Origin of the sequence: Arthrobacter sp. ov118 (assembly GCF_900116495.1) — a bacterium.
GTDB lineage: Bacteria > Actinomycetota > Actinomycetes > Actinomycetales > Micrococcaceae > Arthrobacter.
On record NZ_FPAY01000004.1, the window covers coordinates 266,430 to 281,949 of the forward strand.

The following is a 15,520-nucleotide window of genomic DNA, read 5'->3' on the forward strand; positions in this document are numbered from 1 at the left end:
GCGCTGCCGGCCGAACTACCATTAGGGCATGAGCGTCGGACCTGGAGACTCCGCCTCCTATATCGCAACTGAGCACCTTCCTGGCCCATTAACTGCCGGCCCATTAACTGCCGGCCAGTTACCCGCCGGGCACATCGGCAGCGGCCAATTCGGCGGGTCTTCGCGGCAGCGCAGGCCGTATACCGACACCCGTGACCTGACGCCCTTCCGCAAAGCCGTAGTCCGCACGCCCGTCCGCGGCCTGGCCGTCGACGTCGGCGGCGTCGTGAACGGGCTTGTCGCCGGCCGGATCCCCGGAACGCTGGCCGCCGAGGGCGGGGTGCCGCGGCTTGGCCGGGGCGGCGGACGGATGCCGGGCAGGATAACGAAGGCCGTGCACTCCGCCGTCTTCGGCAGCACCGATCCGGACCGGCTCATCACGCTGGCCCGCACCTATCCCGGCTGGGCAGGCGTCTGCTATCTCATGGCCGGACTGCTGGAGTACTCCCACGGCGGCCACCTGCGCGCCGCCGAGCTCCTGCAGCACGGCCTCAGTCTCCGGAACGACGCCGACGCCAACCGCTACGCGGCCGTGTACCTCGCCGGCGTGGTCACCAGGGTGGAGGTGGCGGAGCGGATCGAGGTTCCCGTGCTCTTCAGCGAGGAAGCGGTCTTCCTTGCGCTCTCCCACTCCCTGCGCGAGACCGGGCAGGCCGAAGCGGCGCTCGCGGCGCTGGCCGGCCTGCCGCCCTCGCTGCCGCTGGCACTGGCCCGGTGCTCCCTCGCTGCCGAACTGGGGCACGACGTGGAGGTGGTGGCTGACACGGAGGGGCTGCTGAATGCCGACGATCTGGCAGCGGCGCTTTTGCTGGTGCGGGCCCGGTCCCTGCGCAGGATTGGGGCCTACAGCGCGGCCCGCTCGGACCTGCAGGAGGTACTGCGGCGCCGGAAGACGAGCATCGCCCTGCGCAGCGACGCGCTGACGGACCGGGCCCTGCTCCTCCTGGACGCTGGCCGCAAAAGCCTCGGCGGCCGGGACTGGCAGCGCCGGAAATCGGCACAGGTGGACGTGGTGAAGGCCATCCGCAAGGACGCGGAAATGCACGAACTCTGGGACTGCGAATACGGGGGCACGGAGGACAACTGACCGGCTCCGGCACCGTTCGGGGGTCAAATACGCGTAGCAACTACCCTTGCGGGGCTCCGTAACGGGAGGTACAAACAAGGCATGAGAGATGCGGTGGAGCGCTGGATGCAGCACTACATCACGGCGTGGACGACGAACGATCCCGAGGACATCCGGGCGCTGTTTACCGAGGACGCCGTCTATGCCACGAGCCCCCAGGAACCCGAACCCTGGGAGGGCCGGGACGCCATTGTGGAGCACTGGATCGCCGGGCGCGATGAGCCGGATGACTGGACGTTTGAGTGGAAGCTTCTCGGCGTCGACGGGGGCCGGGCGTTCGTGCAGGGCCTCACCACGTACCGCGGCAACAGCCGCAGTTATGACAACCTGTGGGTCATCCAGCTGACCGCGGACGGCCGCGCGTCGTCCTTCACCGAGTGGTACATGCAGCGCAAGTAGCCTGCTTCTGCTTTTCCCTCTCAGGCGTGCTTCATGGCTGCGCTGACGGCGGGCACGATCTGTTCGGCGAGCAGCAGGGCGCCCAGGACCACCATGATGATCCCGCTGGCCAACGTCACCCGACGGGCCAGACCCGGCCGGGCCTGCAGCAGTTTCCTGGCCAGCAGTGCCACGCAGCTGTAGATGACTGCCACGAGCACTACGAACGTGAGCCCGAGCAGTCCGGACTGGACCGGAACCGGCAATGCGGCGTCAGGGCTGACGAACTGCGGCACCAGCGCCACGAAGAACAGCAAACCCTTGGGATTGATTCCGCTGATGCCCATGCCCTGAAAAAAGATCCGGAATTGGCTCGCTGGCGCGGCTGCCGTGCCATCGCCGAAGCTCGCGCCGCGCCAGGACCGCAGGGTGCTGAAGCCCAGCCACAGCAGGTAGAGGGCGCCCGCAGCCGTCAGCCAGCCGAGCACGCCGGGCATCCCGGCCAACAACGCCGCCAGGCCCAGCACGAGAAGTGCCGTGTGGAGGGCGTAGCCGCCGCACAAACCGGCGACGGCGGGGGCGAAGCTGCGCTGCCTCAGCCCGGCAGCGATTGAATACGCCCAGTCGACGCCGGGGGTGCAGGCCAGCGCGACGGCGACAACCAGGAAGGCGAGGAAAAGCTGGGGGTTCATGGCGGGCTCCAGAAGTGCGGCACCTCGTGTAGGTACAGGGAAAACTCTAGATAATTCGCGCCCGGAAGTGTTCGCGTATTTACTAGGTCCGGCCCGTGTTTGGGTAAGATTATTGCGTGATTGACGGCATCGACAGAAGTATTCTGCGCCACCTCAAAACGGACGGGCGAATGACCGCCACGGCCCTGGCCGGGAAAGTCGGACTGACCGTGGCGCCATGCCATCGGCGGCTGCGGGATTTGGAGGCCAGCGGGGTCATCCGCGGTTACCGCGCCGACATTGACCCGGCCGCCGTCGGGCTGGGGTTCGAAGCGATCGTGTTCGTGACCCTGCGCCAGGTGGACCGCTCCACGATGGAGGTCTTCGAGCGGCGGGTCGCGGACAATGCCAACATCGTGGAGGCGCAGAGGCTCTTTGGGTCGCCGGACTATCTGCTCAAGGTCATTGCGGAGGACCTTCCGTCCTACCAGCGCTTCTACGACAGCGAGCTGACCTCCCTGCCCGGCGTCGAACGCCTGACGTCCACGCTGGTCATGAAGAACCTGAAGGCCAACGCCGGGCCGCCGGTATAGGTGGGGTCCGCCGGCGGGGCTCAGGCCTCCAGCAGTCCCGTGGTCCGGTACGGGATGACTTCGCGCAGGAACATGCTCGTTGAGGTCCGGACGATGCCGGGGCAGAGCCGGATTTCCTCGGATACGCGGTAGAGGTCGTCCGGGCTTTTGGCCACCACCCGGATCAGGAGATCGGTGTCGCCGGCCGGGGCGTGGCATTCGAGCACTTCCGGGATGGTGCGCAGGGCCGCAATCGCCTCGTTGAGGTGGCTCTGGTCCAGTTCGGCGCTCACCACGGCCCCCACGCCGCGGCCCAACGCCGACGGCAGGACGCGGCTGCTGTTAGGTCGCAGCGCGCCCGAGGCCGACATCCGTTCCAGGCGGGACTGCACGGTGCCGCGGGCCAGGCCGAGCTTCTGCGCCAGCACCATGATCGGGACGCGGGGGTCCTCGTCCAGTCCGGCGAGGATCCTCCGGTCGGTCTCGTCCAGTTCCTGCAAAATGACCACTTCCTGCTCGTTGTTCCGGCTCTGGTTGGTCAGATTGTCCACTTCGACGCCGGTCTGTTGCACCAACTGTAGGGCTTCTGCTCAAATGGTGGCAACAAAGGGCGCGGCCACCGCCGCAGCCCCGCAGGCTACGGGCACCCCGGCACACCACCCGGACCCCGGACGAGGCTCCCGCAAGGAACCCGCCGCCGGTTGACTCTTGTTCACGCATCGTCATTCCGCACCCACACGGCAAGAGCCCCTGAGCTACCGACGTCGGATTACCGAAGTCATCGGTAGCTGAGGGGCTCTTGTGCTGTTCGGCATAGGCTGGTGTCATGACCCCAGCCGGCCGCTTCGCCCCCAGTCCGTCCGGCGAACTGCACGTGGGCAATCTTCGGACAGCAATCCTCGCGTGGCTTTTTGCCCGCTCCACCGGCCGGACGTTCCTGATGCGGGTGGAGGATCTGGACCGGGCCCGGGCCGGCGCCGAGGCGGTGCAGCTCCGCGATCTTGCGGCGATCGGCGTGACCTGGGACGGCGGCGTCGTGCGCCAGACGGACCGGGAGCACTTGTACGCCGGGGCGATTGCTCGACTGACGGCGGCAGGCCTGACGTATGAGTGTTTTTGCACCCGCCGCGAGATTCAGGAGGCACCGTCCGCGCCGCACGCCCCGCAGGGTGCCTACCCGGGGACGTGCCGGAACCTCTCCGAGGCCGAACGCGAGCTTAAGCGGGCCGTCCGGCCGGCGGCCATCCGCCTCCGGGCCGCCGTGGTGGAGGGCACGGTGCAGGATCTGCTGCATGGGAGCTACGCGGGGGTGGTGGACGATTTCGTGCTCCGGCGCAACGACGGCGTTACCGCGTACAACCTGGCCGTGGTGGTGGACGACGCCGCGCAGGGGATTGACCAGGTGGTCCGCGGTGATGACCTGCTGCCCTCAACGCCGCGGCAGGCCTATCTCGCCAGGCTCCTGAATATGCCGCTTCCGGAATATGCCCACGTGCCGCTCGTGGTCAACGCCGACGGCGTCCGGCTGGCCAAGCGGGATGGCGCGGTCACGCTCGCGGATCTGGCGTTGGCAGGCATCGGAAATGACGACGTGCGGGACGCGCTCCTGGCTTCCCTCGGGCTTCCGGCCGGCCGGTTGGAGAATGCTCTGGCCCACTTTGACCCTGCGGCGCTGCCGCGCGTGCCATGGGTGTGGCCAGGCGGGGGCAGCCGCGGCGCGTAGGCTGGATTCATGACCGAGTCCGCAGACGCCCCGCACCGCTTCACCGTCGAGACAGCCAAGGTCCTGGCGGAGGTGGCGCACAACCGCCAGAAAGACAAGCTCAAGCGGCCGTACCGGGAGCATGTGCTCGCCGTCGGGGACGCCTTGGCGGACTTCGACGACGACATCCGGATCGCCGGGTACCTGCACGACATCGCCGAGGACACCCCGATGACGCGGCAGGCGCTGCTGGACATGGGAGTGTCGGAGCGGGCGGCCGACATTATTGAGCGCGTCACGAAACGCTTCCACGAAAACCCTGACGACTACCAGGCAGGCATCCGCTACATCGCGGAAGACCACGACGCCACTTTGGTCAAGATCGCCGACAACGCGCACAACTCGCTGCCCGAGCGCGTCCAGGCGCTGGCGGAGAAGTGGCCGGACAAGCCGCCTGTTACCCGTTACAACGAGGCCCGTCCGGTGCTTTACGCCGCGGTTCCCGTGGAGGAGACCCGCAAAATCCTGGCGCGGATCAATCCGTGGCTGCTCGAGGAACTCGACGCCATGACCGCCGGGGCCGGGCACGCCGACCACGGGAACCTCTCCTACAACGCCCCGGAGGCGTAACCAGTCGGGACTCCCTGCGCGGGCCGGGCCTGGGGCGGGGACAAGGCCCGGCCCCGCCACAGCAGCGCAAGGTAGGCCAGATCGAAGATGCTGCAGAGGCCGCCGAGCCCCAGGATCAGCGGCGAGTTCCCCAGCCAGCCGAACGCGATGGTGGGGGCCAGAGTGCCGATCCATTTGGCCACGCCGATCAGCAGCGACTGTCCGCGGAGCCCGGCACGCGCCGCGAACATGGCGATGAACAGCCCGGACATCAGCAGGTTCTGCAGGAATGCCGAGTACCGGGGAGCCTGCGTCCAGCCGAATTCCACCACCAAGAGCCACTGCACCACGAAAGAGGTCAGGCCGAGCAGAAGCGCCCAGCCGATGAAGAGCCTGCGCGTCACCCAGCTCGGCAGCTCCGCCCGGCCAAACCTCAGGAACGTGAAGACGATGGCGACGTCGGCCAGCCCCCACACGATGTTGAAGATCCCTTGGACCGAGATCCCGGTGGCGACGGCGCGGGAAGCGTAAAGGACCTCCCAGGCGAAGTTCAGCCCCAGCGCCGCCGCCGGAATGGCGTAGCTGCGGTCGCGGAAGCCGATCCGGATGGCATCGATGTACACTGCGGTCCAAGCCACGCCGCTGACGACCGTCAGAAAAAGGATCACGTTGCTTCGGCCAGACTGGCTCGCCTACACCCGGCCGAGGGCGTCGATGTCCTCAAGGAAGTCCTGGTGCACCTCGTCGCTGACCGTCGTCCGGGTGTCGCGGATGGCGTCGACGTAGTCCTGTGTGGAGGGGCCCTTGCGGACTGCCGCGCGGGAGGTGGCGTCGCCCCCGGACGCCGCGCCGCCGTCGTCGTATACGGCCTTTTCCAGCGCCCGTTGGGAGGCGCTGCGGGCCGCAAACTCGATGTCCGCGGGGGAGAAGCCCTCGGTGCGGTCCACCAGGAGTTCGACGTCGACGTCGTCCACCACAGCGGCGGGGATGAACCGCTGCCACATGGCCTCGCGGGCCTGCCGGTCCGGCAGGCCGATCGGGATGACGTAGTCGAACCGGCCGTGCCGCAGGAACGCGGAGTCCAGGGCGCGGATGAAGTTGGTGGCGCAAACCAGGAGCCGGCCGGGCTGTTCACGGAAGGCGGGGATGATCTTGAGGAGCTCGTTGGTGACGCCCTGCAGCGGAGACGGCGGTTCGCCCGAGCGCTGGGCGGCGATTTCCTCGACCTCGTCGATGAAGACCACGGCGTGCTCGAGTTCGGCGATCTCCAGGAACGTTTCCCGCAGCGCGCCGGCCAGGCCCTGCGGGTCGGCGGCCAGCCGGGAGGGGAAGACCTCCACGAACGGCCACTCCAGCCGGGACGCGATCGCCTTGGCAAACGTCGTCTTGCCGGTGCCGGGCGGGCCGAAGAGGACGACGGCGCGCGGTGGCACCACGCCGTATTCGTCGGCGAGGTCGGCCTCGGCGAGCGGCAGGACCAGCCGGCGTTCCAGCAGTTCCTTTTCGCGGCGCATGCCGGCCACGTTCTCCCACAGGTCGCGGGCCAGGATGCGGCCGCCGAGCAGGCTGAGCGGTTCCAGTTCCTGGCGCTGCACGGGGATTTTCCGTTCGAAGTAGCGCAGGTTTTTCTTCAGCACGAAGCCGCGGCCCAGGAACGCCTCCACCCGGGTTTCGGATTCGGGCATCAGCGCGGAGAGTTTGTTCAGCCCGTGCGGGGCCATCCGGTTCTCGACGGCGGCCAGCAGCGACGTGCCGATGCCGCGGCCCCGAAACTCGGGCAACGTGGCCAGGAAGACGATCCAGCCCTGGTCGTGCGCGGCACGTCCGACGGCGGCGCCCACCACCTGCTCGCCCTGCACCGCGACGACGGCATGATCCTTCTCGCACGAGGCAAGGACCTCGGAGAGCGCGTAGACGGGCTCCACGCTGGATTCCTTGAGGGACTCCCAGAGGTGCAGGATGCCGTCGAGATCGGCCGAGTGGAAGTCCCTGATCCGCCAATTGGTCATGAAGTCTCTCCCGGATGGTTCGTCGCTGAGCCGGTCGGCGCCAGTGTAGGCGCCTCTGCTGAGCATATGCGAACCATCCGGGCAGGGACGCTGCGCGGCCTTCCGTTACGCACAGTTCCGTTACGGACTGTTCGGTGACGTGCTGTTCCGTTACGCGGCGGCGGAGGGGCGGGTGTTACTCCGAATCGCCGTCCGCGCTCGCTGTGTTCCTCCCTGCGGGCCGGTTGGCCACCAGCGGATAGGGGCCGGTGAAGCCGTCGCGGACGGCGGCGATTTCCAGGATGCGGTGCCGGCAGAGGCGCCAGCCGAGCATCAGGATCGGAATGATGATGACGAGCGACGCGATGGTCCACGTTCCTACCGGCGAGTCGAACGCCATGAGGACCAGTACGGCGAGGAGGAAGGCCAGGGTGATCCAGCCCGTGACGGGTGCGCCGGGCATCCGGAAGGAGGGCCGGAGCAGTTCGCCGCGGGCCGCAAGCCTAGCGAGCTGCATCTGGCACAGGACGATCATCGCCCAGGTGCTGATGATGCCCAGCGAGGCGACGTTCAGGACGATCTCGAAGGCCTCGGCCGGGACCACCGCGTTCAGGATTACGCCCAGGACAGCCACACCGGCGGTCAGGGCGATGCCGCCGTAGGGGACGCCGGACTTGTTCATCCGGGCGGCGAATTTCGGTGCAGATCCTGACACGGACATCGAACGCATGATCCGGCCGGTGGAGTACAGGCCGGCGTTGAGCGAGGACAGGGCCGCGGTGAGGACCACGAGGTTCATGATGGCGTCCACGCCGTCCACCCCGATGGAGCCGAAGAACGTGACGAACGGGCTTTCGCCGGCCTTGTAGGAGCTGTAGGGCAGGAGCAGGGAGAGCAGCACGAGCGATCCGACGTAGAACACCGCGATGCGCACGATCACCGTGTTGATGGCTCGTGGCATGATCTTCTCGGGGTTTTCGGTCTCGCCCGCGGCGGTGCCGATCAGCTCGATGGAGGCATACGCGAACACGACGCCCTGCATCACCACGATCGCCGGCAGCAGGCCGTTGGGGAACATGCCACCGTTGTCCGCGATCAGGCTGAAGCCGACCTCGTGGCCGGCCACGGGCGTGCCGAAAATGACGAAGTAGACGCCCACGATCAGGAACGACGCCAGCGCCACCACCTTGATCAGCGCGAACCAGAATTCGAGCTCGCCGAACACCTTGACGCTGATGAGGTTCAGGCCCAGCACCAGGATCAGGGCAGCCAGCGCCCAGGCCCACTGGGGCACATCCGCGATGGGTGCCCAGTACTTCTTGAAGAAGTTCATGTACAGCGCGACGGCGGTGATGTCCACGATCGCCGTCATGGCCCAGTTCAGCCAGTAGAGCCAGCCAGTGACGAATGCGGCCTTCTCGCCGAAGAATTCGCGGGCGTAGGAGACGAAGGAGCCCGACGACGGCCTGTGCATCACGAGTTCGCCGAGCGCCCGCAGGATCATGAAGGCGAAGAAGCCGCAGAGGGCGTAGCTGATGATCAGGGCCGGTCCGGCGGCGGCGAGCCGGCCGCCGGCGCCCATGAACAGGCCGGTGCCGATGGCGCCGCCGATCGCGATCATCTGGACTTGCCGGGGTTTGAGGCCCTTGTGGTAGCCCTGGTCCTCGGCGTGGAGTGCGGCCTCGGTGGCATGCGCGTGCGCTGGCACGGTGTGGTCGGTGACGGCCTGCTGTTGGGCTTGGTGTTGGGCCACTTCGGGATGAGTCATGGTAATCCTTTGTCTACTTGCTCAGGTTGGCCAGGCGCTGCGGGCTGAGGAGTTCGGTGAGCTGCTCGGCGGTGAGCAGCCCGTGTTCGAGCACCAGCTCCGCGACCCCCTTGCCGGTGGCGAGGGCTTCCTGGGCGATGGCCGTTGCGGTGGCGTACCCCAGGTGCGGGTTGAGGGCAGTGACCAGACCGATTGACTGTTCCACGGTGAGGCGCAGCCGTTCGGTGTTGGCGGTGATACCCCGGACACAGCGCGCCGTGAGGGTACGGCAGGCGGCTTCCAGGTGGGAGATGCTCTTGTGGAGGCTGTGGACAATGATCGGTTCGAAGGCGTTGAGCTGGAGCTGGCCGGCCTCGGCGGCCATGGTGATGGTGACGTCATTGCCGATCACCTCGTAGGCCACCTGGCTGACTACCTCCGGGATGACCGGGTTGATCTTGCCGGGCATGATTGAGGAGCCGGACTGCACGGCGGGGAGGTTGATCTCGCCGAGGCCCGCGCGCGGGCCGGAGGAGAGCAGCCGGAGGTCGTTGCAGATCTTGGACAGTTTCACGGCGACCCGCTTCAGCACACCGGAGAGGTGCACGAAGGCACCGACGTCCTGGGTGGCCTCGATCAGGTCCACCGCGGTGACGAGCGGCAGGCCGGTGATGTCGGCAAGGTGTCGGCATGCGGCCTCGGCGTATCCGGCCGGTGCGTTCAGGCCGGTGCCGATCGCGGTGGCGCCGAGGTTGATCTCGTGGATCAGCAGGTCGGCCTCGGCCAGGCGCAACCGGTCTTCAGCGATCGTGACGGCGTAGGTGCCGAATTCCTGGCCGAGCGTCATCGGGACGGCGTCCTGCAGCTGGGTGCGGCCCATCTTCACCACGGTGCGGAATTCGAGGGCTTTGGCCGCGAAGGCGTCTTCAAGCTCGGTGAGCGCCTCCAGCAGTTCCCGGGCGGCGAAGATCGTGCCGAGCTTGACCGCGGTGGGGTAGACGTCATTGGTGGACTGGCTGAGGTTGACGTGGTCGTTCGGGTGCAGCCGCGCGTAGTCACCCAACGGGTGCCCGAGGATCTCCAGGGCCCGGTTGGCGATGACCTCATTGGCGTTCATGTTCGACGACGTTCCGGCGCCGCCCTGGATGACGTCCACCACGAACTGCTCGTTAAGCTTTCCGTTCATCACGTCGGCGCAGGCTTCCTCGATGGCCCGGGCGCGCTCGGCGTCGAGCAACCCGAGCTCGTGGTTGGTGCGGGCCGCGGCCAGTTTCACGGCGGCCAGTCCGCGGACCAGGTACATGTTGGAAGACAGCGGCTGGCCGGTGATGGGGAAGTTCTCCACGGCCCGGAGGGTGTGGACGCCCCAGTAGGCGTCGGCAGGAACATCCCGGTCGCCGAGGAGGTCGTGTTCGGAGCGGAAGTCCGCGCGTGCGTCGAGGGAGGTCATGGAAGTCCTTAGTGGGCGTCGGTGGCGGTGTCGGATGCCTGGGCAGGTGCTGGTGCGGTGAGGAAGTCGGTTGCCTGCAGCAGACCGACGGGCCGGCCGCCGCCCAGCACAGGCGCCGCGGCGAGGCGCGACAGGGGCGAGGTGTCGACGTCGAGCGCGGCCAGGAGCCGCACGGTGGCGGGCATCCGGGCGCGGTCTCCGCCGTCGGAGATTTTCACGGCGACGGCGCGGCCGTCCGGGAGGCCCGCCAGCTGGACGCCTTCGAAGCCGTCCTTGGCCAGCAGGCCGGGGACCAGTCGCATCAGCGCGGTGACATCCCGGTCCTCGCCCGCAACCATCCCGGGATGGCGGCGCATGGCACCCGCGACGACGGCTTCCGCGCTGCCGCCGGATGCCGCGGCCAGCCGGCCGAAGGCGCGGGCCATGCCGGGGAGTGTGAGGGCGAACAGCGGTGTGCCGCAGCCATCAGTGCTGGTGCGCTGCGGTTCCTCGCCGGTCAATTCCGCCACGGTCCGGGCCACGAGTTGCTGCAACGGGTGCGTCGGGTCTAGGTAACCGCGGACCGGCCAGCCGTTGATGACGCAGGTGGCGGTCATCGCGGCGTGCTTACCCGAGCAGTTCTGGGCCAGCTGGCTGGGCTGGCCGCCCTCGCCAAGCCACTGCTCGCGCTCGCGGGTGCCGTAGGGGAGGTCGGTGCTGTTCTCCAGGTCCGCCGGGGTCAATCCGTGCAGCTCCAGGATGCGCCGCGCGCCGTTCCGGTGAGTGGCCGCTCCGGAGTGGCTGGCGGCCGCAAGGGCCAGGAGGTCTTCCGGCAGGTCCAGGCCGGCCCGGACCATGGCCACGGCCTGCAATGGTTTCAGGGAAGAGCGGGGGTAGAACGCGGCGTGGGGCTCGCCGGCCGCCAGCAGGGTCCGGCCGTCCGCAGCGGTGGCGACGGCCGAGCCGTAGTGCACGCTCTCCACCAGGCCGTCGCGGGACTGGACCGCGAGCGGGACGTGCTGCGGGAGCCTGGCCGGGGCCGGTGCCGTTGGGAGGTGCTCGAGGGCGGGAGAAATCATTGCGTCCTTTGGCGGTGGGGTAGGTTGCTGGTCCGGCTGCTGCTGGCGATGCGCGCGTCAGGCGCCCATCAGGGATTGAGGATCGAGTCGAGGGCCAGGCCAACGGCATGGAGATGCTGGCTCATGGCGATGCGCGCCGTCGCCGCGTCGCCGGCTTCGATGGCGGCCAGAATGCACCGGTGCTCCTCGTCGGAGGCGCGCTGGCGGTCCGCCACCATGTTCAGTGTTTCGGACTGGTGGGCCAAGGCATCGCGGATGTCCGCTACGACGTTTTCGAACACCTTGTTCCGGCTGGCCCGGGCGATCAAGGCGTGGAAGCTGGAGTCCAGGCCCACCCACACTTCAGGGTCGTCCTCGGCGGACATTGCCGCGACGATGTCTCGCATGGTGTCCAGTTCCTCGGCTGAGCGGCGTTCCGCGGCCAGGCCGGCTGCCGGAACTTCGATGTGGGGACGCGCCTCGGTGAGGTCCCTCGCGGAGTACTGGCCGAGGACCAGATCCTTGGCCACGCGGTTGGCGACAACGAAGGTGCCGCGGCCGGTCTTGGTGACAGTGAGGCCCAGAGCGGTGCAGGAGCGCAACGCCTCACGGACCACGGAGCGGCTGACGCCGTACTGCTGGGCGAGCGTGGCTTCGGAGTTGAGCTTTGTACCGACGCCGAGCCCGCCGGATTCGATTTCGGAACGGAGGACATTGAAGACGGCTTCGGCCGCACTGAGGCGGGCGAGAGGCTGTCCTGCTGTCCGGCTGTCTGACAGGTTCACACGTTCAAATATGGCAGGGGTCACAGCAGGTGTCAATTGTGACGATGGACCAGCATGCTGTCACACCGGCACGAACGTGCCGTATTCGCCCTGTTCAGGGTTGCTCATGGGTTCTACACTGGAAAAGTCTGAATAACGGCACGTTCGTGCCTGTATCGGACCCGTCACAGGGTCCATTTTGAGGAACGGGAGGCGGCCATCGAGATCTCGTTTACGGACCAGCTTGCCGCCGAGGTCCGGGATCGGCGCGGCTTGCTGCGGTTGAGCCAGCGTGACCTGGCCGAATTGGCGGGCGTCTCCGAACGCTTCGTTCGCTTTGTCGAGCAGGGCAAACGCACTGTGCAGCTGGAGTCGCTGCTCGCGCTCCTGGACACGTTGGGGCTGGAACTCCGTGTGCAGACCCGTACCAGCGCCGCAGCCCGCGCCCTTGACGGCACGCGTACCTTCGGCGGCCGGCGTGCGCACGGCGAACGGCACGCTCAGAACCCACCGCAGGCCCGGACTGAACTGCATGACCGTACCGAGGCCGGGCCATGAGGCACCGCATCGCTGATGTCTACAAGGCCGGCGTGCTGGCGGCCAGGCTGGAACGGCACGACGGCGGCACGAGGTTCAGCTACCTGCCGGCGTACCTGGCCTCCGGGGGCCCCGCTGTCGCAAGCTCCCTTCCGCTCACTGCCGACCCCGTGCTGTCCGCAGCCGGCGCCGCCCCGCCCTATTTCACCGGGCTCCTGCCCGAGGGCCGGCGGCTGAACGCGCTGCGCCGTTCCGTTAAGACCAGCGTTGACGACGAGCTGTCCCTGCTGATCGCCGCCGGCGCCAACCCGGTGGGAAACGTACAAATAGTGGGCCACGGCGAGAAGCTGGATCCGGACGAGCACGCCGTCGAGCTCGACCCCGGAACGCCCGTCGATTTCGACGCCCTGCTCGGCGACTCCGGTCTGATCGACCCGGTGGCGCTTGCGGGCGTGCAGGACAAGCTGTCCGCCGGAATGATCTCCATGCCCGTGGCCAGCGCCGGCCGGCGGTACATCCTGAAACTCAACGCCCCCGAGTTCCCGCACGTCGTCGAAAACGAATTCGCGATGTTCCGCTATGCGGCGCGGCTGCGGATCCCCCTGAGCCGGGTCCAGCTCATCCGCGACGTCGCCAACCGGCCGGGGCTGCTCGTGGAGCGTTTCGACCGGGTGCCCCTCGCCGGGGCGTCGGGACTGGAGCAGTTGTCGGGGCCCCAGGCTGCTGCCCGGTCACCGCACGCGGTGCAGCGGCTCGCCGTCGAGGACGGGGCGCAGGTGCTGAGGCTCTATCCGGCCGATAAGTACAACGTGGGATACGGGCAGGTGTGCCATGCGCTCGCGGCGTATTGCGCGGCGCGGCTGCCGGCGCTGCGGAATTTGGCCCTCCAAGCAGCATTCGCGTGGCTTACTGGCAACGGCGATCTGCACGCCAAGAACGTGTCCATGGTGCAACTGCCGACAGGGGAGTGGTCCATCGCCCCGGTGTACGACATTCCCTCCACCGTGGTCTACGGCGACAAGACGCTCGCCTTGACCTTGGACGGCAAGCGGACGGGGATCTCCAGGAAGCACTTCCTGGGCTGGGCCGTGGGGATGGGCCTGACCGAACGCGCCGCCGTCCAGGTGCTGGAACTGGCGTTGAGGGCCTCCGGGCCGTTGCTCGCGGACCTGCAGGCGGGGACGGCGTTCAGTCCCACTCGGCACGGTCCGGATCGCACCGCTTCCGGAGGCGATGACGGCGCCTCGCCCTTTTCGGCGCCTGTCACTCGCGACTGGATTAAGGAGCTTAAGCACCGGCGCAGGCTCATGGAGGGGTAACACTCCCGGCGTCTGCCGCTGCCGTGGTGCCCGAGCCGGGGGGCGCGGGCGCCTTAGAGGTGCTGGATGCCGGCCCGCTGCATGGCGTCCTTGTAAACCTCAACGTTCTTGGCGAGGAGCTCCTCCTGCTTGGCAGGGGAGACGGCGAAAGCGCGGCCGCCTAGGGCGGTGGCCTTGTAGATCTTGACGCCATGGTTTTTCAGCGAGGAGTGGTAGGTCTTCTCGAAAAGCGTCAGGAAAGAGTGGGCGTCGGCGCCGTGCGCAATGACGGCCGAGACGCGCTTGTTGATCTTGAGGAACTGACGGAAGGGACGCAGGCCGTCCGTCTTCTCCTGGACATTCAGGGCCGAGGCTGCGTCCGGATCACGGACCCACGGATAGGCGTTCCAAGGCATCACGTAACGCGGGTCCAGCTCTGCGGCCTCGTAGATGGAGGTGGCGCGGCGGGCGGCCTCGTCGTCGTTGAAGTGTGAGACGAAGCCCGACTCCGTGCCCTTGCCGGGGCTGATATGAAGGCTGACGATGCGGCATTCGTCCTCGTCATGGATGGGGTCGATGTAGGGGACGACGGACCCCGGCTTCTTTTCCATGAGTTCATCGCAGAGCTGCGTCACAGCGGCGATGTTCGGCTCCTGCAGCAGGGTCTTTTTTTCGTCCCAGTCAATCGTCACGATTTCTCCCTCAGCACTCGGCGTCCAGAATCAGGCGGCTTCCTCCACTCTACGCTCCCGTGGGAGGGGGTAGTTCGGACGTGGTCCACAGAGTCGGGTCCTGAGGCCTCGCTCCTATGGTCACGCTGATACGGCAGGCGTAGGCTTAAAGCGCCTGCAGGTAACCATCTGATGACGTTGGGTTGTTCGGGACACGACAGTGTCCGAGCCTTCTCTTTAGCGAGATCGCGAAGGTACCTGCAGGCCTCACTTTGGGTCGCTGCACCGGTTGCTGACGTCCTTTTTCTTCGGCCCATTCAAGGGCGCTACCCCTCCGGACGCGTGGCTTGGTTCCTAAGCCGCGGCACCTGCCGTCCGCTTGCCGCTCTTGCGTGCTTTCGCCCGTTGCAAGAGCTGGCGCCGCGCGCGGGATACCGGCTGATCCGTGGGACGGAGCGGCAGATCCAAAAGGGTTGTTCCCGTTTCGCTGCCGGGCGGATTGCCAGATCGCGGTGCGGGCGTCAGCGGTGTCCCCGGGAGGGGTGGTGCGGTGGAGTGGTAGGTGTGGCCGGTGGGGGTGCTGAGTTCGATGGTGTGGCGGGTGCCGCCGGCCGGGGTGTCCCCGGGAGGCGGCCCGGGTTCTGGCCCGGGTAGTGTCCGTGCTGTCCAGCCGGGGGTTTCTTTGGTGTGGTTGCAGGCTTCGCAGAGCCCGGCCCCGTTGGCTGCAGTCGTCGGCCCGCCGGCGTGCCAGGCGATGATGTGGTCGAGGTGGCGGATGGGGGCGTCGCAGTAGGGGGTGCGGCAGGTGTCGTCGCGGGTCTGGATGAAGCGGCGCAGCCCGCCGGGGAAGGTCCGGGCGCGGGAGTCCATGCCGATGAGTTCGCCGCTGCGCGGGTGGGTGTAGAGCCGGCGGATCCGGAGGCTGAAGGCG

17 protein-coding genes are annotated in these 15,520 nt (G+C 67.7%); 7 read left to right on the forward strand and 10 right to left on the reverse strand.

Annotation, left to right across the window (positions count from 1 at the left end):
- Positions 1–28: 28 nt before the first annotated feature.
- Positions 29–1,126: a hypothetical protein gene (locus tag BM372_RS10920; protein ID WP_256214195.1), complete on the forward strand. Its 1,098-nt coding sequence runs from the start codon at positions 29–31 to the stop codon at positions 1,124–1,126.
- 81 nt (positions 1,127–1,207) lie between these two features.
- Entirely contained in the window at positions 1,208–1,564 is a 357-nt protein-coding gene (locus BM372_RS10925; protein ID WP_090955055.1) for a nuclear transport factor 2 family protein, read from the forward strand.
- Positions 1,565–1,584: 20 nt separating this feature from the next.
- Here the strand turns inward: BM372_RS10925 and BM372_RS10930 are convergent, their stop codons facing one another.
- Positions 1,585–2,235 carry a LysE family translocator gene (locus BM372_RS10930; RefSeq protein WP_090955057.1) on the reverse strand — a complete coding sequence of 217 codons (651 nt, stop codon included), beginning with the start codon at positions 2,233–2,235 and terminating at the stop codon, positions 1,585–1,587.
- A 116-nt stretch (positions 2,236–2,351) separates the two neighbouring features.
- On the opposite strand from BM372_RS10930, the gene BM372_RS10935 reads away from it, so the two are divergent.
- Positions 2,352–2,807, forward strand: coding sequence for an Lrp/AsnC family transcriptional regulator (locus BM372_RS10935; RefSeq protein WP_090955059.1), 456 nt, complete (start codon positions 2,352–2,354; stop codon positions 2,805–2,807).
- 20 nt (positions 2,808–2,827) lie between these two features.
- On the opposite strand, the gene BM372_RS10940 is transcribed toward BM372_RS10935, so the two are convergent.
- The gene (locus BM372_RS10940) at positions 2,828–3,286 is read right to left on the reverse strand and encodes an Lrp/AsnC family transcriptional regulator (RefSeq protein WP_177235965.1); all 459 of its coding nucleotides are present in this window, start codon (positions 3,284–3,286) and stop codon (positions 2,828–2,830) included.
- Between the two features lie 326 nt (positions 3,287–3,612).
- On the opposite strand from BM372_RS10940, the gene gluQRS reads away from it, so the two are divergent.
- Both gluQRS and BM372_RS10950 read left to right on the forward strand, forming a co-directional pair.
- Positions 3,613–4,509, forward strand: a complete 897-nt coding sequence (gluQRS, locus tag BM372_RS10945; protein ID WP_090955061.1) for a tRNA glutamyl-Q(34) synthetase GluQRS — start codon at positions 3,613–3,615, stop codon at positions 4,507–4,509.
- Between the two features lie 9 nt (positions 4,510–4,518).
- Positions 4,519–5,118, forward strand: a complete 600-nt coding sequence (locus BM372_RS10950; RefSeq protein WP_090955063.1) for an HD domain-containing protein — start codon at positions 4,519–4,521, stop codon at positions 5,116–5,118.
- On the opposite strand, the gene BM372_RS10955 is transcribed toward BM372_RS10950, so the two are convergent.
- From BM372_RS10955 to BM372_RS10980, 6 genes are all read right to left on the reverse strand, one after another.
- The gene (locus tag BM372_RS10955) at positions 5,097–5,765 is read right to left on the reverse strand and encodes a transmembrane-type terpene cyclase (RefSeq protein ID WP_218160866.1); all 669 of its coding nucleotides are present in this window, start codon (positions 5,763–5,765) and stop codon (positions 5,097–5,099) included. The two genes, BM372_RS10950 and BM372_RS10955, sit on opposite strands and share 22 nt — an antisense overlap.
- Positions 5,766–5,789: 24 nt before the next feature.
- Positions 5,790–7,106 carry an ATP-binding protein gene (locus tag BM372_RS10960; protein ID WP_090955134.1) on the reverse strand — a complete coding sequence of 439 codons (1,317 nt, stop codon included), beginning with the start codon at positions 7,104–7,106 and terminating at the stop codon, positions 5,790–5,792.
- A gap of 175 nt (positions 7,107–7,281) precedes the next feature.
- Positions 7,282–8,853, reverse strand: a complete 1,572-nt coding sequence (locus BM372_RS10965) for an amino acid permease (RefSeq protein ID WP_177235963.1) — start codon at positions 8,851–8,853, stop codon at positions 7,282–7,284.
- A 13-nt stretch (positions 8,854–8,866) separates the two neighbouring features.
- Positions 8,867–10,282, reverse strand: coding sequence for an aspartate ammonia-lyase (locus tag BM372_RS10970; protein WP_090955065.1), 1,416 nt, complete (start codon positions 10,280–10,282; stop codon positions 8,867–8,869).
- Between the two features lie 8 nt (positions 10,283–10,290).
- Positions 10,291–11,340: an asparaginase gene (locus tag BM372_RS10975; RefSeq protein ID WP_090955067.1), complete on the reverse strand. Its 1,050-nt coding sequence runs from the start codon at positions 11,338–11,340 to the stop codon at positions 10,291–10,293.
- A gap of 68 nt (positions 11,341–11,408) precedes the next feature.
- On the reverse strand, positions 11,409–12,104 hold the full coding sequence (locus tag BM372_RS10980; RefSeq protein WP_090955070.1) for a FadR/GntR family transcriptional regulator: 696 nt from the start codon (positions 12,102–12,104) through the stop codon (positions 11,409–11,411).
- 261 nt (positions 12,105–12,365) lie between these two features.
- Between BM372_RS10980 and BM372_RS21045 the strand changes: the two genes are divergently transcribed.
- Positions 12,366–12,641, forward strand: a complete 276-nt coding sequence (locus BM372_RS21045) for a helix-turn-helix domain-containing protein (protein WP_256214196.1) — start codon at positions 12,366–12,368, stop codon at positions 12,639–12,641.
- Entirely contained in the window at positions 12,638–13,939 is a 1,302-nt protein-coding gene (locus BM372_RS10990; RefSeq protein WP_090955072.1) for a type II toxin-antitoxin system HipA family toxin, read from the forward strand. Before BM372_RS21045 ends, BM372_RS10990 begins: the two co-directional genes overlap by 4 nt.
- 53 nt (positions 13,940–13,992) lie before the next feature.
- On the opposite strand, the gene BM372_RS10995 is transcribed toward BM372_RS10990, so the two are convergent.
- Positions 13,993–14,610, reverse strand: a complete 618-nt coding sequence (locus tag BM372_RS10995) for a uracil-DNA glycosylase family protein (protein ID WP_090955074.1) — start codon at positions 14,608–14,610, stop codon at positions 13,993–13,995.
- A gap of 333 nt (positions 14,611–14,943) precedes the next feature.
- Positions 14,944–15,520: HNH endonuclease (locus BM372_RS11000; protein ID WP_143111459.1), on the reverse strand; the 577-nt coding region annotated here is incomplete at its 5' end.